Genomic DNA, 23,339 nt, shown 5'->3' on the forward strand with positions numbered 1-23,339 from the left:
TGCCTCAGCGGTCCGGCGACATCGGCGCCGCGCGAGCAATGGCGTCGCTGCTCGGCTCACCGCTTTCCGCTTGACTAACGAGTGCCTCCGCCCGGAGAAACCCGGAGTGGTCTTCTTCTCGTCAATCCGCTTGGAAATCAAGCGTCTTGCGCATGTGCCCACCGGGGCGAAGGGCGACCAGCCCCGGTCGCAGTGGTCTGCATACCGGGGCCGGGTCACATGGACACGGCTCGAATTGCTTCGAGTCAGTGGTTCAGGCAGGTGTTGCCGAACGCCGGGTTCAGCAGAGAAACGAAGTTGACGGTGTTGCCGCAGAGGTTGATCGGGATGTGGATCGGCACCTGGATGGCGTTGCCGGAAAGCACACCCGGGGAGTTCTTGGCGCCACCAGCGACACCCGCGTCGGCGAACGCAGGCGTTGCCGCACCCACCGCCATGATCGTACCGGCAGTGATCGCTGCGACCTTTGCGTACTTCACTTTCAGCCCTTCCTTGCAGCGGGTCCGTGGCGAACACGACCGTCGTGCCGCACGGGCGGTTTTCTGCTCGCCCGTAACACCGCTGCCAATATTGGTAACGATTTCCCCTCGGGCACGAAACTCTTGCCGGGAGGTTTTCGGAGGAATCGCCCGAACGATGCAGCACCGCTTCAGGAGATTGTCGCCGTGCATACGACGCGGAAAAAACACCGGAGTTCGAACAGGCGAGGTACCCGCCGAAGGCGAATTCCTACCGAGAGGGGGATCGAGGAATTCCGTCCCTACGGTTCCCAACGGGGCGCCACAGGCCCCGGACCGCTCTGGAAGCGAGAGCCGGCGGTCCGGACCTGCGGCCGATGGCCGACTCAGTGGTTGCCGACGCCGTTCCCGGACAGGATCGGGATGTCGCTGAGGATGTGCGACAGCGCCTCGTCGCCCTTGGCCTGGGTGGAGTTCTCCGTGCACTGCTGGTTCTGCGGCGAGGACAGGACGTTGACGTCCTGCACGTTGGCCAGAACTGCGGCGACCTGGGCGTTGACCTTGCCCAGGCCGAGGCACGGCTTGTTCAGCGAGCCCTGGATGAGCTCCAACTGCGGGCTCATCTTGCCCACGGTGGTGGAGTTGCCGAAGGCGCTCTTGGCACCGTTGCCGTTGACCGTCGACGTGCCGTTGTGGTTACCGATCGCCATCGCCTGGGGGGCGGCCGTCGCCGAGATTCCTACGACGGACGCGGCTACGGCCGTCGTCGCCAGGACCTTCTTGATCACGATTTACCCTTCTCGAAGCGGAGTGCCCGTTTCCGGAGCGCACTGGTCAACTCGCTTCTGAGGGTGCGGTTTCGCCGTTTCACCCGAATGCCACGAAACCATAGATACATATCACTGGACCCGGACCAAGTCCCCCTTCCGGATGCCGTTTTGGCATTTCAAAGGCCGGTACGAAGAATTTGTACCGGCCTTTGCCAGGCGGACGGCGGGCCCACTGGATTTGGTCCTCAAATGACGGAGAAGGAGCCTGAGTTGACTCAGGTGTTACCGAAGGCCGGATTCGGCCGGGCGGCGGCATGAGGGGCGTTTCGCACACCGCACGGTGCGCCACACGTCAACCTGTTTGAGAGGACGTCCGGTTGGGGCCGGCACCGTGGGCAAGGGGCCAGGAGGTGACCGTCGCCGGCGGGAGAGACGCCGGGGTCGTGTCGTCTGCGCTGGTCAGGGCGATTGTCAGACCCTGGTGGAAGACTCGGAGGCATGAGATGGGCGGTGGTGGAGACGGGCGACGGGGGTGCTCGTCTCTGCCCGCTCGACCGGGACGGGCGGGCCGCCGGACCGGTGCTGCGGGAGCCCTCGCTCGCCGAGGCCGTGCGTACCCGGCCCGAGGTCGAGCGGTGGGTGTGGCGGTCCACCGCGGAGATCTACCGGCGGCTGGCGGCGGCGGGGGTGCGGGTCGAGCGGTGCTATGACGTGGAGGCCGCCGAGGCGCTGCTGATCGGCCACGAGGAGGGCCAGTCGGGCCAGCCGCACTCGCTGGCCGCCGCCTGGGCGCGGCTCCACGGCCGGCCCGTCCCGCAGGACGCGCCGGTCCGTACGGCTCAGGCCCAGCCGTCCCTGTTCGAGCCGGGCCCGGTGCCGCTGCCGCCCGGCACGGACGAGCTCACGGCGCTGCTGGAGGTCTATGCAGGACACCTGGCGCGTACCAGGAGGGCGGAACATCCGGACCGGATGCGGCTGCTGCTCGCCGCCGAATCCGCGGGCATGCTGGTCGCCACGGAAATGGGGCGGGCCGGGGTGCCCTGGCGCGCCGATGTGCACCGCAAGCTGCTCGACGAGCTGCTGGGCGAGCGCTATCCGGGCGGCGGGGAGCCGCGCCGGATGGCGGAGCTGGCCGACGAGGTGTCCCGGGCCTTCGGGGCGGGCCGGCGGGTGCGCCCGGATCTGCCCCAGGACATCGTCAAGGCCTTTGCCGGCGCCGGTATTTCCCTCACCTCGACCCGTAAATGGGAGCTGCGGCAGATCGATCACCCCGCGGTGGCGCCGCTGCTGGAGTACAAGACGCTCTACCGCCTCTATACCGCCCATGGGTGGGCATGGCTCCAGCAGTGGGTGCACGACGGCCGCTTCCGCCCCGGGTATCTGCCCGGTGGCACGGTCTCCGGCCGCTGGACCACCAACGGCGGTGGTGCGCTGCAGATCCCCAAGGTGATCCGGCAGGCCGTACGCGCCGACCCGGGATGGCGCCTGGTGGTCGCCGACGCCGCCCAGATGGAACCCCGCGTACTGGCGGCCGTCTCCCGCGACCGGGGCCTGATGGAGCTGGCCGGCCGCGGCGAGGACCTGTACGCGGACCTGGCCGCCCGCGCGTTCGGGGGCGACCGCGACCGGGCCAAGCTCGGTCTGCTGGGCGCCATTTACGGCCAGACGTCCGGCGACGCCCTCAAGCACATGGCCGATCTGCGCCGCCGCTATCCGGCCGCGGTGGCGTATGTGGACGAGGCGGCGCGCGCGGGCGAGGAAGGACGGCTGGTGCGCACCTGGCTGGGCCGCACCTGCCCGCCCGCTTCCGTGGCACCTCCCGACGAGGCGGGCCTGCCCCAGGAGGAGGAGCCGTCCCCGGCCTACGGCAGCGGCTCGGCGGCCGCCCGGGCGCGCGGCCGGTTCACCCGCAATTTCGTCGTCCAGGGCAGCGCTGCCGACTGGGCCCTGCTGCTCCTGGCCGCGCTGCGCCGCTCGTTGTCGGAGGGCGGGCTCCGCGCCGAACTGGTCTTCTTCCAGCATGACGAGGTGATCGTGCACTGCCCCGCGGCGGAGGCGGCAACGGTCGCCGAGGCGGTCGCGGCGGCCGCCGCGACGGCCGGGCGGATCGCGTTCGGGGAGACGCCGGTCCGCTTTCCGTTCACCACGGCGGTGGTGGAGTGTTATGCGGAGGCGAAGTGAACGGGCGCGGCGGGGACGGCGGGGCAGCGGGCGCGGCGGGGCCGGTGCCGGCTGGGGGTGTGCGCAGGCAGGCTGTGCCTGGGCGCGTACCGCCTGCCGGTGGGCGTGGGCGCGTGCGGGCGGAGATCGTGAGCAGAAGCTGTGGCATGTCCGTTCTGAACGAGGAGCACTCCGTATGAGCGTCCAGCCCGAGATGAATGACCGGACCGCGGCGCGGGTGCACCCCGAACTCCTGTCGGCCTACGAGGCGTTGCCGCGGGTCGCCGATCCGTATGAGGACATCGAGGCCGCGCGCGCCGCGTTCCACGACATGCTGGCCGCCTTCCCGGCGGACCGTACGGGCGTGTGCAGTGAGCGGTACGGCATCCCGCGAACGGGCGGCGGCGCGCCTGCGGACGGCGGCGCGCCGACGGATGGCGGTGCGCTGACGGTCGAGGTCTACCGTCCGGTGTCTTCGGTGGGTACCGCCACCGAAGACACCGGGGATCCCGGGAACGCCAATGGCGCCGGGAACGGGCTGCCCGCCGTACTGCACTTCCACGGGGGCGGGTTCGCCCTCGGGCGGGCGCTGCCGGGGCAGGACCGGGTGGCCATCGAGCTCTGCCGCGCACTGCCCGCCGTGCTCGTCACCGTGGAATACCGCCTGGCCCCGGAGCACCGCTATCCGGCCGCGGTGGAGGACTGCTATCTCGCACTGGAATGGGTGGCCGGGCGGGCCGCGGAGCTGGGCATCGATCCCGCGCGGATCGCGGTGGCCGGGAAGTCGGCGGGCGGTGGACTCAGTGCCGCGGTCGCCCTGATGGCCCGCGACCGCGGCGGGCCGGAGCTCGCCTATCAGTCGCTGTGCGTCCCGGATCTGGATGACCGGGTCGGGGCGGACGCGGCGGCCGGCACGGCAGCGGACGCGGAGGGAGCCCTGGACGCGCGGGTGCTCAACGGTCGCGGCGTCCAGTCGTCGTGGCGGCACTATCTTCCGGACGGGACGACGGTGGCGGAGGCGTATGCCGCGCCCGCTCGCGCCACCGAGCTGTCGGGACTGCCACCGGCCCATGTCCTGGTCTGCGATCTCGATCCGATGCGCGAGGCGGGGCTGGCCTACGCCCGGCGCCTGATGGACGCGGGCGTGCCGGTCACGGTCCGCAATGTGCCCGGCGCCTGGCACGGCTTCGAGCTGTACGCGCCGGACACCAGGGTGGCGAAGGAGATGACGGCCCACTGGACGGGGCAGTTGCGGGCGGCGCTCCATCCGGAGTCCCCGGCGGTGGTGTGAGCGCTCAGTCCGTCCCTCCCGGCGGGCCGGGAGTGTCCTTCCCCGCCGATGCCCCGGCGGCCTCGGCCTCGGCGGCCTGCCCGTCGTCCCCGTGCCCGCCGCTCGGGGCCTCGACGGTGGAGATCAGGCCACGGGTGATCCGCACCATCGTCGCGACCAGCAGCTCGCGGGGGCGGTCGGGCCGCTCCAGCCACCACAGCGCCAGCCCGTAGAGCGCACTGCGGATCGCCTCGCCGAGGGGTTCCAGCTCGGCCTCGGGGATGCCGGGCACGACCTCGCGCAGCAGCGCCACGTCCGTCTCCCGCTGTCTGCGCTGCACTTCACGGTGGAAGGCCGCGACCTGGGCATCGCCCGTGGTGTCCCGGAACATCATGCGCCAGGTGTACGGGTGGCTCTGCACATAGCCGAACCAGGCGTCGTACATCGCCGTCATTCTCGCGGCCAGATCGCCGTCGCCGTGGAGGAGTTCGCGGATCGGGGCGGCCGCCAGCTCGTCGCGGTGCCGCTCCAGCAGGGCGAGGTGCAGCTCCTGCTTGGAGTCGAAGTGCCGGTAGAGCATCGGCTTGCTCAGGCCCGCTTCGGCGGCGATCTCCCCGATGGTGGTGCCCGCGAAGCCGCGCTTCGCGAACAGCCGGGCCGCAGCGTCCTCGATACGCGTCCTGGCCTCGGCCCGCGCGGCGCGGCTCCGGTCGATCTCGCTCATGCGCTCCCCCCTTGCAATCTGGCTTGTTCCGGCTGGTGATTTCGGCTCGCCTGGGCCGCCGTGATGAAGGATACTGGATCGTGTACCGCTTGGTATACGCATCAGTAGCTTCGTCAGAATCAGCGGAGCCGGCAAGCTCCGGTGGGACTGCCGTGGCAGGACCGTCCCAACAGGACCAGGTACGGGGGCTCGTCGTGATCGTTTCCCTTCATTTCGCCGACATCGGTGTCCGCAACGTCCGCGCCGTCCTCCGCGAGCGTCCACGGCCGGACTCCACGCCCGGCCTCCGGTACGCCCAGACCACCCTCACCGGCGCCCTCGCCTCCGGTCCGCCCGTGCTGCACCCCGGCCGGGCCGCGCTGCTCGCCGCGTGGGAGGACGATGCCGCGCTCGACCGTTTCCTCGCCGAGGACCCGCTGCCGCGGCGGCTGGCCGGCGGCTGGCACGTGCGCCTGCAGCCGCTGCGGATATCCGGTTCCTGGCCCGCCATGCCGGTCGGAACCGACCCCGGCGCCGCGCGGGAAGCGGGGGACGCGCCGGTCGTCGTCCTCACCCTCGGGCAGCTGCGGCTGCGTCGCGCACTGCCGTTCCTGCGGGCCAATTCCCGGGCCGCCGGCCGGGCCGCGGCCGATCCCTCGATGGTCGCTTCGGCCGCCCTGGCCCGACCGCCCCGCTTCGTCGGCACGTTCTCCCTCTGGCAGAGCACGGCGGCGATGTGCCGCTACGCCTACGGCACCGGCCGCCCCGCGCACCAGGAAGCGGTCCGGGAGCACGCGGCGAAGCCCTTCCACCACGAGGCAGCGTTTCTGCGCTGCCGTCCCTATGGCGCCCAGGGCACACTGGACGGCCACGACCCGATGGCAGCGGCCGCGAGGGCGGCGGAGGGGAGCCGGTGAGGATGCGCGAGAGCGGGACGGACGCGGAGGCGGGAACGAGGGCCGGGAGCGGTGACCACGGTGCTGCCGCGGGGGCGCGCGGCGGCGAGCCGGAGCGCATCAACCCGCCGCATCTCGCGCCGCCGACCGGATTCAGCCATGCCGTGCGCGCCGCCCCGGGAACCCTGGTCTTCCTCGCCGGGCAGACCGCTCTCGACGGCTCGGGCCGGATCATCGGGGACGGCATCGTCGAGCAGTTCGAGCGGGCGCTGACGAATCTCCTGGACGTCGCGGCGGCCGCCGGCGCCCGTCCGTCCGACCTCGCCAAGCTCACCGTCTTCGCCGTCGATGTCGCCGACTACCGCCGCCATGCCCGTGACCTCGGCGCGGTGTGGAAGCGCCTGGTCGGCAGCGACTATCCGGCGATGGCCGTGATCGGCGCCACCCGTCTGTGGGACGAGACGGCCCTGGTCGAGATCGAGGGCATCGCCGTCGTCCGCTGACGGCACGACGCCGGTGCCCGGCCACCGCGCCTCCGTTGAACGCCCCACGGCGCCCGCGCACCGGGGCTCGCCCGGCCACTGCGCCTCCCCTACGCGCGAGGGGCGCCCGCCCCGCCGTCTCCCGGCGGGGCGGGCGCCCCTCGCGCTGTTCCTGGACGCACGCTGCGGCCGCCCACTCGCTGACGCGTCACCGCGCACAGCGCCCGACCGCTCAGTTCCGGCCGCGGGCCTCTCCCACCGGGTCCTTCTTGAAGGCCCAGGTCATCTTGGGCTCCATGGCGAAGCGGAAGATCCGCTGCACAGGTGGTGTGCACAGCAGCGTGATGACGGTGCCCGCGATGAGCGTCAGCAGTACCGCGCCCCACGGGGTCTGCATCCAGTCCGCGTCGTACCAGTTCCAAAAGCGCGACCCCTTGGCGAGGAAGCCGTGCAGCAGATAGCCGTAGAGCGTGCCCGCCCCCAGCGCCGTGCACCACATCGTGCGCCCCGGAATCCAGGCGAAGAAGCAGGCCACCAGAACGAGTGAGCAGCCGAACATCGCCAGCGTCATCACCGCGCCGCTCCACCACGGGGCGGCCAGCTCCTGCGCGGCGTCACGGTGGTAGAACCAGGCGGCGTTCATCCGCGGCGCCGCCCAGTACGCGAAGACCAGCGCGGCCGCGAAGACCGGTACGGCCAGGATCCGCGCCTTCCTGCGGCGTACGAGCTTGAAGTGCTCCGGCCGCAGCGACAGCCCGATCACGAAGAACGGCAGGAACTGCAGCACTCGCTGAAGGTCCAGGTCGTCGCCGATGTCCGGCGAGAGGGACGCGAGCACGGCGATGGACAGGGCGAGCGGGACCGGCCAGCGCACGATCTTCCACAGCGGAGTGGTCAGCCGCCAGATGAACAGGGCGGCCAGGAACCACGTCAGATACCAGGGGTCCATCAGGCTGATCGGATAACCCGGATCGTCGTCCGCCCACCTCTTGAAGAGCGTGTAGGCGACTTCGAAGAGGATGTAGGGAACCGCGACGCCGGTAATCAGCCGCTGCAGCCGGTCCTTGCGCATATCGAAACTGCGCGAGAAATAGCCGGAGATGATGATGAACGCCGGCATATGGAAGGCGTAGACGGTGATGTAGAGCGCGGCCGCCGTCCGGCTGCCGTCGCGCAGCGGTTCCCAGGAGTGGCCCATCGCCACGAACACGATGGCCAGGTACTTCGCATTGTCGAAGAACGCGTCGCGCGGCTTCGCCTTGGCGTCGGCCGCCGCGGCTTTCCCGTCGCGGCCCGTACCCGGGCGCTTGGCATGACTGCGGTGTCCGGCAGGCGAAGTACCGGCGGTGGGCGCGGATTGACGGCCCGTCGACGAACCGGGGGCGGTCGTCGCCGCCGAACCGGATGCGGTAGCCGTCGCCGTCGCCGTCGCCGGTGCCATCGTTGCCGTCGCACCGGCGGCCGCGGCCGCGCCCGCCGGACTCAGCTCGTCAGGCGGCAGCTGCCGAGGCGGGGGAAGCGGCACCCGCCGTTCGCCGTACGCCGGAAAATTCTCTTTCAAGGAGCCTCCCGGAACGATCCCAGAGGAGGAGCTGGACGCTGGCCCGCACCGGGCCGCAAATCGGAACCCAAAAGCCAAATCCTGCGTCTTAGTTCTTTTACGGGGAGTGTGGCGGCGTCGAACATCTCAGGCACCTTAGCCTCGCGGCGGGAATCACGTAAATCCCTGTCTGCGGCGGCCACACGCGCCGCATCCGCCCTCCACAGCTCCTTCACGCACCACGGGCGGCGGCGCGGCCCGGAACACTGTCCGGCGCACCGTGAGACCGGGGCCGAGATCCGGACAATGCCCCGCCAATCTCCGCCCCTTGCCCATTATTCAATAACACCTTCGACCCCTCGGGCCCTCGCGGACCGGGCGCTGGTGTTCTTCGCCACGTCCCACACATAGACCTGGAGCCGGCGGCCGTGCGGGCCGCGCAGCCGGTGCACGGCCGTCAGCCAACGTGAACTGAGCGCGGACGCACGGGGGTTGATCTGATCGGCGAACCGCGCATAGCGCGCCAGCTCGTCCACCCCGGGCGCCCCGAGAATCCCCGTAAGGATCTCGGGCGCCACCTCGTGCACGGCCTTGACGCACGGCACGGAGAAGCTCTGGACGACCAGCCGGCTCCGGACATGGGCCCGATCCAGCCACCCCCGTGCCCGCAGTTCGCGGATGACCTGCGCCTCGATTCCGGGGTATTTCTCCGGGGCCTTGATCTCCAGCAAAAGGCGCTGCCCGTTGTGGTCCAGACGGCGCAGATAGTCGGCGAGCGTCGGCACCCGCTCCCCGGCGAACCGCCTGCCGAACCAGCTGCCGGCGTCCAGCCGCGCGAGCTCGGCGGCCGTGAAGTCCCCCACCCGCCACGGCGCCCGTCCGGGAAACACCTTCGCGGCGTCGGTCGTCCGCCGCAGGGTGGCGTCATGCATCACCACCAGCCGGCCGTCCTTGCTGCGCTGCACGTCGTTCTCGACCCATATGAGCCCGCGGCGGTGCGCGGCATCGACGGCGGCGAGGGTGTTCTCGGGGGCGTAACGGGAGGCGCCGCGGTGGGCGATCACCAGTGTGGCCGCGGTGCCGGGGCCGGCCCGGGTCCCGCTGCTCACCGCGGCATCCGCGTACTCCTGCGGACCGGAGGCCATCGCGGACGACGACACCGCGGCGGCCACCAGGTAGGCGACCCCGGCGGCGGGTATCCGCAGCGATCTTCGCAGCATGCGGGAGTCTCCTGGTCCGCTCACCCGCGGACGGCCCCGTCCGCGTCAGGTTTGCCCCCTGAGGCCCTTCCCTCCGTATAACTCCGTCCAGGAATGCGGCTGTCTCCTCAACATGCCCGCATCCCCCGTCGCCCGCCACGCGAGCATCGCTGCGCCCGCTGGGCACCACCTGTTCCACCGGCCGTCTTTTCCCAGGTCAGTGGGGGTGGGCAGACGCGCGGAGCGGACGGGTGGCGGGTTCCCGGGCGGCCCTCCATCCGTGTATGCCCTCACCCCCTCGGTGATCCCTGCACGCCGTGGCCGTGGCCCGGTCAAGGCCTCCCCGCCCGTATGTAGATCACGTAACAACCGCCGATGGACGGCTGTTACACAGCTGACAGTCCACCGAAAAACGTCACTCATAGCTTCATTCGCGCCGACCGATCCAACGAACCGGAGCGAGAGCCATGAAGCGCACCACGAACATGACCCGACGCCACAAGACGGCCATCGGCGCCGCACTGTCCTGTGTCGCCGTCCTCGGCACCTTCGCCACCGCCAACGCGGCGACCGCCGCCACCGCCTCGGCTCACACCGCTCACACCGCTCACACCGCGAGCGTCACCCGCGCCGCGGGCACCCCCTACGTCATGAACCACTACGGCGAGGAGCACGCCGACAAGGGCAAGGCCGAGCGCAGCCCCGAGCGCCTGGTGCTCTCCGAGTTCACCTCGGCCGGCGACCTCAACTGGAAGCAGTGGGACGCCAAGAAGGCCGTCGCCACCGGCACGGTCACCGGCCTCTGGTGCGGCCAGGCCTGCCTCGACAAGCCGCTGAAGGCGACCCTGACGCTCTCCGACCCCAAGACCGTGAACGGCAAGAAGGTCTTCTCCGCCTTCACCCTGAAGCTGGCCGGGGGCTCGGGTGCGTACGATTCCGAAGACCTCCAGGGCAAGCGTCATCTCGCCACCACCTGACGGGAAAGGCCCCCGATGAACAGGCCCACGGCCACCGGCACCACCGTCATCGCGCTGGTGCTGGCGGCCGTGGGCCTCACCGGGTGCGGCAGCCCCGAAGCGCCCCGTGTCGAGGGCCCCGCACCCAGCCCCACCAAGGTCCGCGGGCCGGTCTATGTCTCCGACACCCTGGGCCATCCGCTGACCCGTCCCACGGGGTTCGCCCTCACCGAGTTCTCCTCGGTCTCCCGGCTCAGCTGGCGATCGTGGGGAACGCCGAAGGCCGTCGCCACCGGGCGGCTGACCGGCACGTGGTGCCTCCCCCACTGCCCCGCGCACGGATACCGGGCCACCATCGAACTCAGCCGCCTGCAGCACCAGGAGAACGTCTCCTACTACAGCCGCGCCGTCGTACGGTCCACCCGTCCCCTCCGGTACGACCAGGCAGACAAGCTGCGCGACGTCCGGCTGCCCGTCCCCGAGCCCTAGGAATGCCAGCGATGACCGATGTGCTGCTCGTGGAGGACGACCCGCTGCTGCGCGAGGCCACCCAACTGTCCCTGGAGCGCTACGGGTACCGGGTGCGCACGGCCGCCGACGGCCACGCCGGGCTGGCACGGTTCCGAGAGCGCGCCCCCGATGTCGCCCTCCTGGACGTGATGCTGCCCCGCCTCGACGGGGTCAGTGTGGTACGCCGCATCCGTGAGGTGAGCCGGCTGCCGGTGCTGATGCTCTCCGCCCGCACCGACCCGGTGGACGTCGTCCTCGGGCTCGAAGCCGGCGCCGACGACTACCTCACCAAGCCGTACGACATACCGGTGCTCGTCGCCCGGATACGCGCCGCGCTGCGCCGCACCACGGATTTCTCCGAGCCCGGTCAGCCCGAGGACAGCACACTGCTGCGGTTCGGTGACCTCACGGTGGACACCGCCTCCATGGACATCCACCGGGCCGGCCAACTGCTCGACCTCACCCCCACCGAGCGCAAGCTGATCCTCGAATTCGCGGCCGAACCCGGCGTCGTGCTCTCGCGCACCACACTGCTGGAACGCGTATGGGACTACGCGTGCGGCGGCGACCACCGTGTCGTCGACGTCCATGTGCTCCGGCTGCGCGCCAAGATCGGACACAGCCGCATCGTCACCGTCCGCGGCTTCGGCTACAAGCTCGCGCCCTGACCCCCATGGGACTGCGCACCAAGACCGCCTTGGTCATCGCCGGAACGGCCGCGATCGTCGCCACGCTCATCGGGCTGCTGGTGCACCAGCTCACCGCGGAGGACCAGCGCAAGAACGCGGCCCATGTGCTCGACGCCCGGCTCGTCGAGGCGGTCAGCGCCTACGCCTCGGGGATCGACAGCGGCGCCCTGGTCAACCCACCGGAGCTGCCCGCCGCACTCCGCAAGACCGTCACCGACCGCCCCGTGCGGGCCACCTGCCTCCAGAGCGGGGGCGGCTCCGGGGCCCCGGTGCTGTGGGCCGCCACCCGCAGCGGCCGCGACGTCCTCGCCCTCCGGCGGTCCTACGCCCCGCAGGCCCGCGCCCTTGCCGATCTCGACCGGGTGCTGGTCGGCTCCGGCGCGTCCGTCACCGCGCTCGGCTGTGTGCTGGGCATCGTCGCGGCGGCCGGCACGGGACGGCGTATCACCGCCTCCGCGGACACCGCGCAGCGGATCGCGGACGGCGATCTGACGGACCGGGTCCGGCCGACGGGCAAGGACGAGATCGCCCGGCTCGGCGCCGCCGTCAACACCATGGCCGATGCCCTGAGCGCGCGTCTGGAGGCCGAACGGCAGGTCACCGCCGATATCGCCCATGAGCTGCGCACCCCCGTGGCCGGTCTGGTGACCGCCGTCGGACTCCTGCCACCCGGCCGCCCGGCCGAGCTGGTCAGCGGGGGTGTGGACACCCTGCGCGCCCTGGTGGAGAACGTCCTGGAGGTCGCCCGGCTCGATGTCCCGGGCGTCGAGCAGGCCCAGCACGAGAAGATCCTCCCGAGCACCCTGGCGCACCGGGCCGCCACCCTGGCCGGCGGGGACGTCGAGGTCACCGTGTGCCACGAAGCACCCGTGCGGACCGACCCCCGGCGCGTCGAGCGGATCCTCGCCAACCTGATCACCAACGCCCAGGCCCACGGCGCCCCACCCGTGACCATGGAAGTCGACGCCACGGCAATCCGCATACGCGACCACGGCTCCGGCTTCCCCGCCGAACTCCTCGCCCACGGCCCGCAGCGCTTCCGCACCGGCGCCCGCGAACGCGGCGCCGGCATCGGCCTGGGCCTCACCATCGTCACCGGCCAGGCCCGCGTACTGAACGCCCGGGTGACCTACGAAAACCCCCCGGACGGGGGCGCGCTGGCCACGGTCCGTCTCCCTCCGCACGGCTCGTGAAGCGCCAGGTGGGCCACGCCTCGGCTGCCGGCCTCACCTACCGCCCTCAAATGCCAGCAGAACCAGCGCGGTTACCTGGATGACGGCGGTCCATTCCTCCTGGGTCACATCGGGGAACTCTCCGCGCACACAGCTGGGGACGGCCCAGCCTTCAGCGCTCAGCAAGACCTGTGTGAACGCGAACCCCGAGCCCCCGAGACGCCACCGCGCCCCCTGACACGACGGTTCTGCGGACCGCACGGCGATGTGCTGTACGGCCTCCTTGTTGTCGGGCGTCTCCGAAGCGAATTCCAGCAGTGTGGTCCGCAGGCGTGCGGTGAGTTCGGCCGGGTGCGGGTCACGGCGTTCGGCCATCGCGGCCAGCGCCCGGCAACAGCGCTCTCTCGGTATCGACCGGGCCGGGCGCGGGGCGTGCGGGCGGCACCGTGCGACATCGGCCGGGACCGGTTCGGTCCCGGGGCCGGGCACGGGGCCGGGCTCCGACTCAAGCACCGTAAGCACGAGCTTGGCGACCAGCAGCCCGGCTTCCCACTCCTCCTGACTCAGCGTCGGACAGCTCTCCCGCACCTCGGACGGGAGACCGCTCTCGTCCGCGTACCAGAGCAGGTCCGGCAGCCCGGTGTCATGGTCCGCGAGGCGAAGACCGACACGTCGCCCACGGGAGTCGTCCTCAGCGCCGACGGTGACCAGCCCGACGCGGGAGCGCTCCCCCAACACGTCCCGGCCCAGCTCGCGCAACGCGCCTGTGACCGCGTCCCCGAGGTCGGCCTCGGAGACGTCTCCCCTCTCCCCGATGCCCAACAGGGCCTCGCGCAGGCGCCCGCGTGGCGATGTCTGGGTCGGCTGGTCCGTGTTCATCACGCCTCCACGGTGCCGCACCCGGAAGGTGACGGCGCCGAGGCGGCCGGCCCCACGGGGCGCGGCCCTTGTGCCCTGCGCGCCGTTGTACGTATGTGCAATTATGGCCATGCGTTCGGTCCGGCTGGTGTTTCCTGACCACACGCGCCGGCCGGCGTGCGCTTGAGTTTGCGTGTATGCGCGGCATCGCCCGCGCAGGGCTGAACGGGGGCAGACATGGGAAGTTGCAGTTCGGGGCGCGATCAAGCCCCATATCTGGCTACACCGCACCCGGATCCGTCGGCTCTCCCGGGCACGTCCCCGGGCGGCGCCGACCGACACCGTCCGGCCTGACGACCTGCCCCCATCTGCGGGGGTACCTGTTCATCCTGCTTGCCCGACGGCGCTTCGACGGGGTTTGTTGCCGAAGGCCGGTCCGAAGGGCTGGGCGGGCGGCCCTTCACGGGTTTCCGATGACCGCCCTGAGAACCTGATGCGCTGAGTCGATCCCGTCTCGGCACGGCTGGTACCGCTCAGCCGGAGAGAAAGCGGGCATCGGGCCACCCATGTGCCATTTATCGGGAAACTCCTGGCAATCACCCGGATTTCAGCTCCGGCCGAGGGCTACGGTGCCGATCCTTGATCGCGATGCATGTACGGGGAGGGGAGAGTGGACGACATAGTCCTCCGGCTGCTGGGGCCGGTTGAGCTGGTCCACGAAGGCCGTTCGCTCGACCTCGGCGGGCCGCGTCAGCGAGTGGTCCTGGCGATGCTGGGACTGAACATCAACCGCACCGCATCCACGGAACAGCTCATCGATGCGGTGTGGGGCGACTCGCCCCCCACCACCGCACGCGGCCAGATCCAGGTCGCCATCTCGACGCTCCGGAAGCAGTTCGCCCGGGCCGGCCGGCCCGGAGCCATCACCACCCGTGCCCCCGGCTACGTGCTCGACATGGACCCGGGCAGCGTGGACAGCCTGGAGTTCGACAGGCTGGTCGCCCGAGCGCGGGAAGACACCCGGGCGGACCGGATCGCGGAGGCGGCGGCCACCCTGCACCAGGCCCTGGAGCTCTGGCGCGGCCCTGCCCTGGACGGCGTGCCCAACGGCCCCTTACGGCACGCGGCCACCCATCTCAATGTCACGCGCCTGACCGTTCTCGAGGAGCGTGTCCGTCTCGACCTCATGCTCGCCAGGCACGAGGAGGTCTGTGCCGAACTGACGGCCCTGATCGGCCGGCATCCCCTGCGGGAACGCCTCTATGAGCTGCTCATCCTGGCGCTGTACCGCTCGGGGCGGCAGGCCGAGGCGCTGGAGGCGTTCCAGCGTGCGCGCAAGGCCCTCACCGAGGAGATGGGCATCGAGCCGGGGCCGGAGCTCCGCGACCTGGCGCAGGCGGTTCTGAGGCAGTCCCCGGCGCTCGATCTTCCTGCCTCCTCCCCGGAGCAAGGTGCCGCCCCTCTCCCCTCGGGCCGGTCCGACGCCCCGGACGTCCAAGACGGCGGGTTCCGCCTCATTCCCCGTCAACTGCCCGCCAGCATCGGCGACTTCACCGGACGGCACAGTGAGCTCGACAAGATCAAGGATCTGCTCGAGCCCTGCTCCCGGACAAAGACCCCGGATTACGCCGTGCCGATCGTGGACATCTCCGGCCCCGGGGGCGTGGGCAAGTCGGCTCTGGCCGTACGCGCCGCCTACGAGGTCAGCAAGCACTTTCCCGACGGCCTCCTCTACGCCGACCTGCACACCGCGTCCGGCGACGGACAGATCTCGGCGCTGCTGGCCCGGTTCCTGCGCGCGCTGACGATTCCGGCCAAGGCGGTTCCCGACGATGCCCAGGAACGGGCCGAGATGTATCGCAGCAGGCTGGCGGAGAGCCGTGTGCTGGTGGTCCTGGACGGAGTGACCAGCCCGGAGCAGGTGACACCGCTCCTGCCGGGAAGCGCGACCTGCGCGGTGATCATCACCAGCCGGGCCCGGCTGGCGGGCGTGCCCGGCGTCCGCAGCATCGACCTCACGGTGTTCGACATGGCCAACGCCCTCGAACTGCTGGCCGGCATCATCGGCCGTGAGCGGGTGCAGGCGGAACTCGACACCGCCGTGGAACTGGTGAACCTCTGCGACGCACTGCCCCTGGCGCTGCGGATCGCCGGCGCCCGGCTGGCCTCTCACCCCCACTGGCGGATCGAGTGGCTGGTCCAGCGCCTGCGGGACGAGCGCCGGCGCCTGGACGAGCTGAGCTACCGCGGCCTGGAACTGCGCTCCACCATCAGCCTGACCTACCGGGCGCTTCCGCCGTCGGCGCAGCGGCTGTTCCGGTTGTTCTCCCTGGTGCAGGCGCCCGCCTCACCGGCCTGGGTCGCGGCAGCCTTGCTGGACTGCGACTTCGCGTCGGCGGAGGACATCCTTGACCTCCTGGTCGAGGCCCAGGTCATGGACACCGTCCAGTACCCCGGCTCGCCCCGGCCGTGCTACCGCTTCCACGATCTGGTGCGTGCCTACGCGCGCGAGGAACTGTGTGCGGCCGAACCGCCGGAGGAAGCGGACGCCGCCCTGGCAAGGGTGCTGGGCGGGTGGCTCTCGCTGGTCGAGGAGGCCCACCGGGAGGAGTACGGCGGGGATTACACCATCATCCACGGCAGCGCGAAGCGCTGGCGGCTGCCCGAGAGCACGGACGTGGAACCCGTACCGCAGCCGATGACCTGGCGCAGCGGCGAGCGGCAGGCGCTCGTGACGGCGGTGCGGCAGGCAGCCGCCGCCGGGATGCACGAGTTGTGCTGGGACCTTGCCCTCTCCTCCGTCACGCTGTTCGAGGCGAAGGGGTACTTCGACGACTGGGAGGAGACCACGCGCCTGGCGCACGAGGCATCGGCGCGGGCCGGTAACCGTATCGGCCAGGCCGCGATGCTCTACTCCCTGGGGACCCTGCACATGTTCCAGACCCGCATGGAGCAGGCGGAGGAGTGCTTCGGCACGGCGCTGCAGCTGTTCGAGGCGGAAGGACACGATCACGGGCGCGCCCTGGTGCTGCGCAATGCGGCCCACCTGGACAGTGTGCGCGGCGACGACACCGCCATGCGGGAGAAGTACGACGAGGCACTGGCGATCACCAGGCTGGTCGGCGACCGGATCGGCGAAGCCCACATCATGCGCAGCCTGGCGGGCTGTTGGCTGGCCTCGGGGAACATCGAGCGGGCACGCACCCTCCTGGAACAGGCCCTCACCATCTCCCGGGAAGAGAAGTGCCGTCGCGTCCAGGCCCAGGTGCTGCAGCGGTTCGCCGAGCTTCACCTCGCGGTCGGACAGCCGCGACAGGCCCAGGAGGCACTGCAGGAGGTGCTGCGGATCGTACGGGGCAGCGGGGACCGGATCGGTGAGGCGTATGCGCTGTACGGCCTCGGCGCGGTCCGCCGGCAGGAGAAGCGGCTCGACAGCGCCGCCGACACGCTGGCCCGTGCGCTGATCCTGTCGCGGCAGGTGGGCGAGCGGGTCATCGAGGCCAAGTCGCGCTACTCACTGGCCGAGATCGCACTGACGCGGGGCGACTACGAGCTGACCGCCACGCATCTTGAGGCGGCCCGGGACCTGTTCGCCGAACTCGGCTCCACGTCCTGGCTGGAACGCACCGAGGACCTGATGGTCGAGGCCGGGGGCCCGAGCGCCGCGCGGAGCGACGGTCCTCAGCCGCATCGGTGCTGAACCGCCCCTGCGGCGGGACACGGGACCTGGCACGGAAGGGGCCGGTCAGTGGTGGTGGCCCGTGGTGGCGGCCGGCTCGTCCCCGGTCCACACCTCTCCCCTGACCAGCAGTTCACCCGGCACGGCCCGGCGCACCGCGAGGTAGACCTCGTCCCCCGGCACTCCCAGCGCTGCTTCCAGCTCGTCGCGCAGCAGCCGCAGGAGGCGGCCGACCGTCTCCCGTGAGTAGGTTTCCTTGCAGGTGACGAAGCCGATCGGGGCACGCGGGCGGGCGGCGGCGGCGCGCTGCCCGGTCGCGGTCGGCTGGGTGTCGCGGTGCCATTCGGGGCGGTGCGCCGCATCGGCGTCGAGCCGCTGCCAGGTTACCCAGCAGTGCTGCGAGGAAATGCCCAGCAGCCCGGTGACCGCCTCGGCGATCTGTGCCAGCACGGGAGTGCCGGGGCTCGGGTCGGGGGACAGCAGGGTGATGACGGGCATGGAAGGGTGCCTTTCTCGGCGGGGATACGGGGGACCGGCGGGCGCTCAGCCGGTGAGCGTGGCGAGCAGTTCCGACCGGTCGACCTTGCCGTTGGCCGTCACCGGCAGCCGGTGCACGCGCCGTACGACGTCCGGTACCGCGTGCGCGGGCAGCCGCAGGCCCAGGGAACGGCGCAGCAGCACCGGGTCGTCGGCGGCCTCGCCGGAGGAGGTGTAGAACAGCGCGAGGCGGTCGTAGTTGCCCAGTTGGCCGGGCACGGGGACGGCCACACAGTGCGTGATCCCGGGCAGCCGGGCCGCATGGGCCTCGATCTCCTCCGGCTCGATGCGATAGCCGCGGATCTTGACCTGACGGTCGGTGCGCCCGGTGAAGTGGAAGACGCCGTCGGCGTCCCTCAGGCCCTGGTCGCCGGTCCGGTAGAGGCGGGTGCCGCCCGGCCCGCTCTCGTGGAAGCGGGCGGCCGTCAGGGCCGGGTCGCCGAGGTAGCCGTGTGCCAGGCCGGCGCCGCTGACGCACAGTTCGCCCACGGCTCCGGGCGGGCACTCCCGTCCGTTCTCGTCCAGGACGTGCACGGCGGTACCGGGTACCGGGCGGCCGATGGGGACGCCGCGCTCCGCCCGGCAGTCCTGTGCGGTGACGGGGTGCACGGTGGCGAACACGCAACTCTCCACCGGGCCGTAGCCGTTGACCAGCCGCACGCCGGGGTGGGCAGCCAGGAACCGGTCCACGTGCGCGGTCGACAGCCGCTCCCCGCCGATGTAGAGGCTCCCAAGCCCCTGGAAGCAGTCCAGGTCGATCTCGGTGAACAGGTTGAACAGGGAGGCGGTGAGCCAGGCGTGGTCGACCGCGCACGTGGCGATCAGGTGTCGCAGGGTGTCCGGGAGGAGGTAGTCCTCCGCGGCGGTGACACAGGTACCGCCGGTGGTGAGCATCCCCCACAGCTCCAGGGAGAAGGCGTCCCAGGCCGACGGGGCCGCCTGCAGCATGACGGAGCCGGGGCCGAAGGCGAGGGGCCCGTCCGCGGTGAACAGGCGTGTGGTGGCCGCGTGCGGGGACACCACGCCCTTCGGTGTGCCGCTGGTGCCGGACGTGAAGAAGACCGTGGCAGGAGCGTCGGACGGCCCGTCGTACGCGCGGAACGCACCCGTGCCGCCCAGGTCGGCGACGTCGCCCGGGGGCTGCCACACGGGCCACCCGGACAGCTCGTCGAGGTCGGTCACCAGCACGGGTCCGTCCAGCTGCCGGAGCACGGAGTCGATCCGTTCCCGCGGCCACCTGGGGTCGAGGGCGGCATACCCGGCACCGCACTTGAGGACCGCGAGCAGCGCGACGTACAACCGGGCCGAGCGCGGCAGCAGGACGGGGACCAGCGTGCCCGGCGCCGCGCCGGCCGCTGCCAGCCGGGCCGCCCAGGCGTCCGCCGCCGCGTCGAGGGTGGCGTAGTCGAGCCGTACGGTGCCGTCCACCACCGCCGGTGCTTTTGGCGCCGTCCTGGCCCGGTGCGCGACGGCCTGGTGGATGAGTCCGGCTCCCATGGAATTCCCTCCCGCTCTGCCGACGGAACGAAGACCGGGCCGGCCGGAATTCCGGCCACCCACCACAGATATTCGATCCCCTTCACTCCCGTTGTCACGTACCCGAATCCGGGGACAGCGGCCGGCATTGACCTTTCCCACGGCCGGACTGGAATCTGATGAGGCCGGGCAGCCACCTCGGCTTTCCTCAAGGGGGTTGATGTCCATGAGCGTTGCCGGACCGGAAGACCGCATTCTGCCCGCACCGGCCCTGTCGGGACACGACAGCGGCGTCGAACTGCTGGACTACGACGCCGTGCCCGGGCTCTCCCCGGCCGGCGGAGCCCCGGGCAGCATGCTCCTGCTGCACGGATTCGGCGGTGACAAAAGCCAGCTGCGGCCGCTCGGCGACGCCCTGTGCCCGGCCGGTTGTGTCGCCGTCCACCCCTCGCTGCGTTCCCACGGCGACAGCCACCAGCCGGACTGGGGCTACTCGGTACTCGACTTCTCCGCCGACCTCCACCGCATCGCCGACATCCTGCCGGACGAGGTGCACCTGGTCGGCTACTCGTACGGCGGGCTGGTGGCGGCCGTCTCCGCGGTCACCTGGGGCGCGTCCCGGGTACGCAGCCTGGTGGTGATCGACCAGTCCTTCGACGCGCACCCCGCGCTGCACGTGGCCGACGAGTGGGCCGAGGGCAGCCTGCTGCGCTGGACCTACGACTTCGGGCACCTGCCGGACCTGCTGGAACGGCTCGGCATCCCGGTGCTGGTGCTGGCCGGCACCGACAGCGGCAACCTCCTGGCCGGCGAACGCGAGCGCCTTTCCGGCCGGAGCGGCGGAATGCTCCGGCTGGAGACCATCCGGGGTTCGCATGCCGACTGCTACCGCAATACGGAGGAGATCGCGTCCGTGATGCGTGAATTCTATCGGGATCACTTCGCCGGGATTTCCGGTCTTCCCGGGCTTTCCGGAAACGGCAGCGGCAACGGCAACGGCATGGGCAACGGAATCGGCGAGAAGGAAAAATCCGCGTGAAGTCCCGGCTCATCGAAGACGGCCCCGGCCGCACCCTCATTCTCGGCACACTCGTCAATTCCCTGGGAAACGGCGTCTTCCTGACCTGTTCCGCCCTCTACTTCACCCGGATCGTGGGCTTCAGCCCGTCCCGGCTCGGCCTCGGCCTGACCATCGCCGGCATCGCGGGCCTGTTCGCGGGCGTCCCCTTCGGCCACCTCGCCGACCGCAGGGGCCCGCGCGGCACCGCGGCGGCGCTCCTCGCCCTCGCGGGTCTCGCCACCGGCGCCTATCTGACGACCGCCTCCTTCCCCGTGTTCGTCGTGATCGCCTTCCTGTACGCCCTGTTCGAGCGCGGCGCCCACGCGGCCCGGCAGGCGCTGATCCCGGCCGTACTGAACGCCGACAACCTGGTCCGCGTCCGCGCCAAGATCCGCGTCGTCACCAATGTGGGCGTCTCGGCCGGCGCCGGGCTCGGCGGTCTGGCCCTGCTGTGGGACACCGGCACGGCGTACCGGCTCACCTTTCTCCTCAACGCGGTGAGCTTTCTGGGCTGCGGCCTGCTGTTCCTGCGGCTGCCCGCCGTACCGCCCGCCCCCCGGCGCACGCCGGGCGAGCCGCGGCTCGCGGTGCTGCGCGACACCCCGTACGCACTGCTCGCCGTGCTGAACATGGTGATGCTGCTGCACATCCCGATCCTCGAAGTGATCCTCCCGCTGTGGATCGCGCTCCACACCGGCGCACCGCCCGCGCTCACCGCCGTACTGCTGCTCCTCAACACGCTCGCCGTCGTCGGCCTGCAGGTCCCCCTGACCAAGAAGATCGAGGGACTGCCCTCCGCCGTCCGTGCCTACCGCACCGCCGGAGTGGCCCTGCTCGGGTGCTGTGCGGCCTTCGCCCTGTCGGCCGGGCGTGGCCCGGTCGCGGCGACGGCGGCGCTGGCGGTGGCCGCGGCGCTCCATGTGTACGGCGAGATGGTCCAGTCGGCCGGCTCCTGGGTGATCGGCTACGAACTCGCCCCGGCGGACAAACAGGGCCAGTACCAGGGCCTGTTCAACACCGGGATCGCGGCCGTCCAGATGTTCGGCCCGGTCTCGCTGACCCTGCTCCTCATCGACTGGGGCACGCCCGGCTGGATGGTCCTGGGCGCGGTGTTCCTGGCCGGCGGGCTGGCGATGGCACCGGCGGTGCGCTGGGCCGAGGGCCGGCTGGCCGGGGCCCGTTCAGCCGCCGCGACCGCCGCCTGAACGGTCCGTGCCGCCCACCCCTACGACATGTCAGACGAGGGAGACGATGACCCACACAGAAACCACCAGCGTCCTCGGCCGCGACGGCGTGGAGCTCCAACTCACCGATATCTGGCGCCGTTTGCTGGGCCGCGACGACGTCGGCATCCACGATGACTTCTTTTCGCTCGGCGGCCACTCGCTGCTCGCCATCAAGCTGACGGTGGAAGTGCGCAGGCTCTTCCAGGTCGACCTGACCGCCGCGGACCTGCTCTCCGCGGCCACGGTCGCCGAACTCGCGGAGATCGTCCGGGGTGGCACGGCCCAGCGGCAGGGCCAGCTGGTCCGCGTCCAGCAGGGTTCGGACGGCAGCCCGGTGTACGCCCTGCCGCCGGTGTCGGGAACCGTGCTGCTCTACCCGCCCATCGCCCGCGCCATGGGCCTCGACCAGCCCTTCTGGGCCCTGCAGTCGCTCGGCCTGCTGCCCGGCGAGGAACCCCTCTCCTCGCTCGAGGAGATCGCCGAGCACTTCATCGAGCAGCTGCGGACCGTCCACCCCGACGGCGCCCCGTGGAACCTGATCGGCTACTCGATGGGCGGACTGCTCGCCTACGAGATCGCCCGCCGGCTCCGGGAGCGCGGTGAGCGCGTCGGGCTCGTCGGCCTGCTGGACACCCGCATCACGGTCGAGCCCAGCGGAGACCCGGACTTCGCGCTGCGCGCCCTGCTGTGGCGCGGGCTCCGGCTGGAGCTGGACGTCGACTGGCTGCGCGGGCTGGACCCCGGCACCCGGGCGCAGGTCCTGGTGGAGCGGGCCGTCGCGGCCGGCACCATGCCCGCCGACTTCGACGCCGACCGGCTGCGTCGCATGGTCGATATGTATCAGCACAACCTGGACGCCCTGACGGCCTACGAGATCAAGCCGTACGACGGCCCCGTCACCGTCTTCCGCGTCACCGACCGCTCCCTGGAGGGCGGCACGCTCCCCGAGGACCTGGGCTGGGGCGAGGTCGCGGAGCAAGCCGTCGTCATCGACGTCCCGGGCGACCACTTCACGATGGTCGAGCCCGGCCAGGTCGAGGTCCTGGGCCGCCGGCTGCGCGAACAGCTCGACACGGTGTCCGCGGCCGCCCCGGCCTCCTGACGGCCCGCACCCGGATGACCGCCGTCCCACGGAACGGAGTACCCATGCAGGAGACCCACGGGACCTCGCCCTCGTACGTCGTCCACCCCATCGGCGTCGTCCGCTCGCCCCGCAGCGTGCCCGAACACGACCGCTGGGGCGGTGTCAGCTCGGTCATCGAGCTGGACCCCGAGCGGCTGCGGCCCGAGGCCGTGACCGGCCTGGAGCAGTTCTCGCACCTCGAAATCGTCTTCCACTTCCATCTGGTCCCCGAGACCGCGGCCGTCACCGGCGACTGCCACCCCCGGGACCGCACCGACCTGCCCCGCCTCGGCATCCTCGCCCAACGGCTCAAGGAACGCCCCAACCGGCTCGGCGTCTCGCGCTGCGAGCTGGTCCGCGTCGACGGCCTGTCCCTGCACGTACGGGCACTCGACGCGCTGGACGGCACGCCGGTCCTCGACATCAAGCCGTACCAGCGGCTCTTCCAGCCGGAGGCGGAGACGGTCCGCGAGCCGGCCTGGCTGCACGCGGCGATGTCCCGCTACTACAGCCCCTGAACGCCACACCGTCCTCGTGCCACTCCTCCCACCCGGTCCGGCCACAAGCCACCCCGG

21 protein-coding genes are annotated in these 23,339 nt (G+C 71.3%); 13 read left to right on the top strand and 8 right to left on the bottom strand.

Annotation, left to right across the window (positions count from 1 at the left end):
• Window positions 1-245 precede the first annotated feature (245 nt).
• The gene (locus ABZ851_RS00350) at window positions 246-479 is read right to left on the bottom strand and encodes a chaplin (protein WP_361120012.1); all 234 of its coding nucleotides are present in this window, start codon (window positions 477-479) and stop codon (window positions 246-248) included.
• 365 nt (window positions 480-844) lie between these two features.
• The gene (locus ABZ851_RS00355; protein WP_336054127.1) at window positions 845-1,246 is read right to left on the bottom strand and encodes a rodlin; all 402 of its coding nucleotides are present in this window, start codon (window positions 1,244-1,246) and stop codon (window positions 845-847) included.
• Window positions 1,247-1,726: 480 nt separating this feature from the next.
• Here ABZ851_RS00355 and ABZ851_RS00360 point away from each other — a divergent pair, with 480 nt between their 5' ends.
• Together ABZ851_RS00360 and ABZ851_RS00365 are read left to right on the top strand one after the other, a co-directional pair.
• Entirely contained in the window at window positions 1,727-3,409 is a 1,683-nt protein-coding gene (locus ABZ851_RS00360; RefSeq protein WP_361120017.1) for a bifunctional 3'-5' exonuclease/DNA polymerase, read from the top strand.
• 175 nt (window positions 3,410-3,584) lie between these two features.
• Window positions 3,585-4,679, top strand: coding sequence for an alpha/beta hydrolase (locus ABZ851_RS00365; RefSeq protein ID WP_361120020.1), 1,095 nt, complete (start codon window positions 3,585-3,587; stop codon window positions 4,677-4,679).
• A 4-nt stretch (window positions 4,680-4,683) separates the two neighbouring features.
• Here the strand turns inward: ABZ851_RS00365 and ABZ851_RS00370 are convergent, their stop codons facing one another.
• Complete coding sequence (locus tag ABZ851_RS00370; protein WP_361120023.1) at window positions 4,684-5,382, bottom strand: TetR/AcrR family transcriptional regulator; 699 nt, start codon at window positions 5,380-5,382, stop codon at window positions 4,684-4,686.
• Between the two features lie 194 nt (window positions 5,383-5,576).
• On the opposite strand from ABZ851_RS00370, the gene ABZ851_RS00375 reads away from it, so the two are divergent.
• Both ABZ851_RS00375 and ABZ851_RS00380 read left to right on the top strand, forming a co-directional pair.
• Window positions 5,577-6,278, top strand: coding sequence for a spheroidene monooxygenase (locus ABZ851_RS00375; RefSeq protein WP_361120026.1), 702 nt, complete (start codon window positions 5,577-5,579; stop codon window positions 6,276-6,278).
• 2 nt (window positions 6,279-6,280) lie between these two features.
• The gene (locus ABZ851_RS00380) at window positions 6,281-6,760 is read left to right on the top strand and encodes a RidA family protein (RefSeq protein ID WP_361120030.1); all 480 of its coding nucleotides are present in this window, start codon (window positions 6,281-6,283) and stop codon (window positions 6,758-6,760) included.
• Between the two features lie 211 nt (window positions 6,761-6,971).
• Here ABZ851_RS00380 and ABZ851_RS00385 read toward each other — a convergent pair whose 3' ends face one another.
• Both ABZ851_RS00385 and ABZ851_RS00390 read right to left on the bottom strand, forming a co-directional pair.
• The gene (locus tag ABZ851_RS00385; RefSeq protein WP_361120033.1) at window positions 6,972-8,300 is read right to left on the bottom strand and encodes an acyltransferase family protein; all 1,329 of its coding nucleotides are present in this window, start codon (window positions 8,298-8,300) and stop codon (window positions 6,972-6,974) included.
• A 314-nt stretch (window positions 8,301-8,614) separates the two neighbouring features.
• Entirely contained in the window at window positions 8,615-9,499 is an 885-nt protein-coding gene (locus ABZ851_RS00390; protein WP_361120036.1) for a glycerophosphodiester phosphodiesterase family protein, read from the bottom strand.
• 446 nt (window positions 9,500-9,945) lie between these two features.
• Between ABZ851_RS00390 and ABZ851_RS00395 the strand changes: the two genes are divergently transcribed.
• The 4 genes from ABZ851_RS00395 to ABZ851_RS00410 are packed head-to-tail and all read left to right on the top strand — an operon-like array spanning window position 9,946 to window position 12,826.
• The gene (locus ABZ851_RS00395) at window positions 9,946-10,455 is read left to right on the top strand and encodes a hypothetical protein (protein WP_361120039.1); all 510 of its coding nucleotides are present in this window, start codon (window positions 9,946-9,948) and stop codon (window positions 10,453-10,455) included.
• Window positions 10,456-10,470: 15 nt separating this feature from the next.
• Window positions 10,471-10,923 carry a hypothetical protein gene (locus ABZ851_RS00400; protein ID WP_361120042.1) on the top strand — a complete coding sequence of 151 codons (453 nt, stop codon included), beginning with the start codon at window positions 10,471-10,473 and terminating at the stop codon, window positions 10,921-10,923.
• An 11-nt stretch (window positions 10,924-10,934) separates the two neighbouring features.
• Entirely contained in the window at window positions 10,935-11,612 is a 678-nt protein-coding gene (cseB, locus tag ABZ851_RS00405) for a two-component system response regulator CseB (RefSeq protein WP_361120045.1), read from the top strand.
• Window positions 11,613-11,617: 5 nt separating this feature from the next.
• Window positions 11,618-12,826 carry a HAMP domain-containing sensor histidine kinase gene (locus tag ABZ851_RS00410; RefSeq protein WP_361120048.1) on the top strand — a complete coding sequence of 403 codons (1,209 nt, stop codon included), beginning with the start codon at window positions 11,618-11,620 and terminating at the stop codon, window positions 12,824-12,826.
• 33 nt (window positions 12,827-12,859) lie between these two features.
• Here the strand turns inward: ABZ851_RS00410 and ABZ851_RS00415 are convergent, their stop codons facing one another.
• Window positions 12,860-13,684 carry a hypothetical protein gene (locus ABZ851_RS00415; RefSeq protein ID WP_361120051.1) on the bottom strand — a complete coding sequence of 275 codons (825 nt, stop codon included), beginning with the start codon at window positions 13,682-13,684 and terminating at the stop codon, window positions 12,860-12,862.
• A gap of 649 nt (window positions 13,685-14,333) precedes the next feature.
• Between ABZ851_RS00415 and ABZ851_RS00420 the strand changes: the two genes are divergently transcribed.
• Entirely contained in the window at window positions 14,334-17,363 is a 3,030-nt protein-coding gene (locus tag ABZ851_RS00420; protein ID WP_361120054.1) for a BTAD domain-containing putative transcriptional regulator, read from the top strand.
• Window positions 17,364-17,408: 45 nt separating this feature from the next.
• Here the strand turns inward: ABZ851_RS00420 and ABZ851_RS00425 are convergent, their stop codons facing one another.
• Window positions 17,409-17,840, bottom strand: coding sequence for a hypothetical protein (locus ABZ851_RS00425; RefSeq protein WP_361120057.1), 432 nt, complete (start codon window positions 17,838-17,840; stop codon window positions 17,409-17,411).
• A 45-nt stretch (window positions 17,841-17,885) separates the two neighbouring features.
• A complete protein-coding gene (locus tag ABZ851_RS00430) occupies window positions 17,886-19,376 on the bottom strand; it encodes an amino acid adenylation domain-containing protein (RefSeq protein ID WP_361120060.1) in 1,491 nt (496 codons plus the stop codon).
• 205 nt (window positions 19,377-19,581) lie between these two features.
• Here ABZ851_RS00430 and ABZ851_RS00435 point away from each other — a divergent pair, with 205 nt between their 5' ends.
• Genes ABZ851_RS00435 through ABZ851_RS00450 form a run of 4 tightly spaced genes read left to right on the top strand, consistent with a single transcriptional unit; the run spans window position 19,582 to window position 23,282 of the window.
• The gene (locus ABZ851_RS00435) at window positions 19,582-20,394 is read left to right on the top strand and encodes an alpha/beta hydrolase (protein WP_361120063.1); all 813 of its coding nucleotides are present in this window, start codon (window positions 19,582-19,584) and stop codon (window positions 20,392-20,394) included.
• On the top strand, window positions 20,391-21,620 hold the full coding sequence (locus ABZ851_RS00440) for an MFS transporter (protein ID WP_361120066.1): 1,230 nt from the start codon (window positions 20,391-20,393) through the stop codon (window positions 21,618-21,620). The genes ABZ851_RS00435 and ABZ851_RS00440 overlap by 4 nt, the downstream gene beginning before the upstream one ends.
• Before the next feature lie 46 nt (window positions 21,621-21,666).
• Window positions 21,667-22,743 carry a thioesterase domain-containing protein gene (locus ABZ851_RS00445; protein WP_361120069.1) on the top strand — a complete coding sequence of 359 codons (1,077 nt, stop codon included), beginning with the start codon at window positions 21,667-21,669 and terminating at the stop codon, window positions 22,741-22,743.
• Window positions 22,744-22,787: 44 nt separating this feature from the next.
• The gene (locus ABZ851_RS00450; RefSeq protein WP_361120072.1) at window positions 22,788-23,282 is read left to right on the top strand and encodes an SAM-dependent methyltransferase; all 495 of its coding nucleotides are present in this window, start codon (window positions 22,788-22,790) and stop codon (window positions 23,280-23,282) included.
• The last annotated feature ends 57 nt before the right edge of the window (window positions 23,283-23,339 follow it).

The sequence above is a fragment of the Streptomyces sp. NPDC047049 genome, from assembly GCF_040643995.1.
Classification (GTDB): Bacteria; Actinomycetota; Actinomycetes; order Streptomycetales; family Streptomycetaceae; genus Streptomyces; species Streptomyces mooreae.

Excerpts from the sequence above, each read along its gene's own strand:
- ABZ851_RS00445 (WP_361120069.1), top strand. The coding sequence starts at position 21,667 with ATGACCCACACAGAAACCACCAGCGTCCTCGGCCGCGACGGCGTGGAG.
- ABZ851_RS00410 (WP_361120048.1), top strand. The coding sequence starts at position 11,618 with ATGGGACTGCGCACCAAGACCGCCTTGGTCATCGCCGGAACGGCCGCG.
- ABZ851_RS00390 (WP_361120036.1), bottom strand. The coding sequence starts at position 9,499 with ATGCTGCGAAGATCGCTGCGGATACCCGCCGCCGGGGTCGCCTACCTG.
- ABZ851_RS00380 (WP_361120030.1), top strand. The coding sequence starts at position 6,281 with ATGCGCGAGAGCGGGACGGACGCGGAGGCGGGAACGAGGGCCGGGAGC.
- ABZ851_RS00430 (WP_361120060.1), bottom strand. The coding sequence starts at position 19,376 with ATGGGAGCCGGACTCATCCACCAGGCCGTCGCGCACCGGGCCAGGACG.
- ABZ851_RS00370 (WP_361120023.1), bottom strand. The coding sequence starts at position 5,382 with ATGAGCGAGATCGACCGGAGCCGCGCCGCGCGGGCCGAGGCCAGGACG.
- cseB (WP_361120045.1), top strand. The coding sequence starts at position 10,935 with ATGACCGATGTGCTGCTCGTGGAGGACGACCCGCTGCTGCGCGAGGCC.
- ABZ851_RS00415 (WP_361120051.1), bottom strand. The coding sequence starts at position 13,684 with ATGAACACGGACCAGCCGACCCAGACATCGCCACGCGGGCGCCTGCGC.
- ABZ851_RS00435 (WP_361120063.1), top strand. The coding sequence starts at position 19,582 with ATGAGCGTTGCCGGACCGGAAGACCGCATTCTGCCCGCACCGGCCCTG.
- ABZ851_RS00365 (WP_361120020.1), top strand. The coding sequence starts at position 3,585 with ATGAGCGTCCAGCCCGAGATGAATGACCGGACCGCGGCGCGGGTGCAC.
- ABZ851_RS00450 (WP_361120072.1), top strand. The coding sequence starts at position 22,788 with ATGCAGGAGACCCACGGGACCTCGCCCTCGTACGTCGTCCACCCCATC.
- ABZ851_RS00395 (WP_361120039.1), top strand. The coding sequence starts at position 9,946 with ATGAAGCGCACCACGAACATGACCCGACGCCACAAGACGGCCATCGGC.
- ABZ851_RS00425 (WP_361120057.1), bottom strand. The coding sequence starts at position 17,840 with ATGCCCGTCATCACCCTGCTGTCCCCCGACCCGAGCCCCGGCACTCCC.
- ABZ851_RS00360 (WP_361120017.1), top strand. The coding sequence starts at position 1,727 with ATGAGATGGGCGGTGGTGGAGACGGGCGACGGGGGTGCTCGTCTCTGC.
- ABZ851_RS00400 (WP_361120042.1), top strand. The coding sequence starts at position 10,471 with ATGAACAGGCCCACGGCCACCGGCACCACCGTCATCGCGCTGGTGCTG.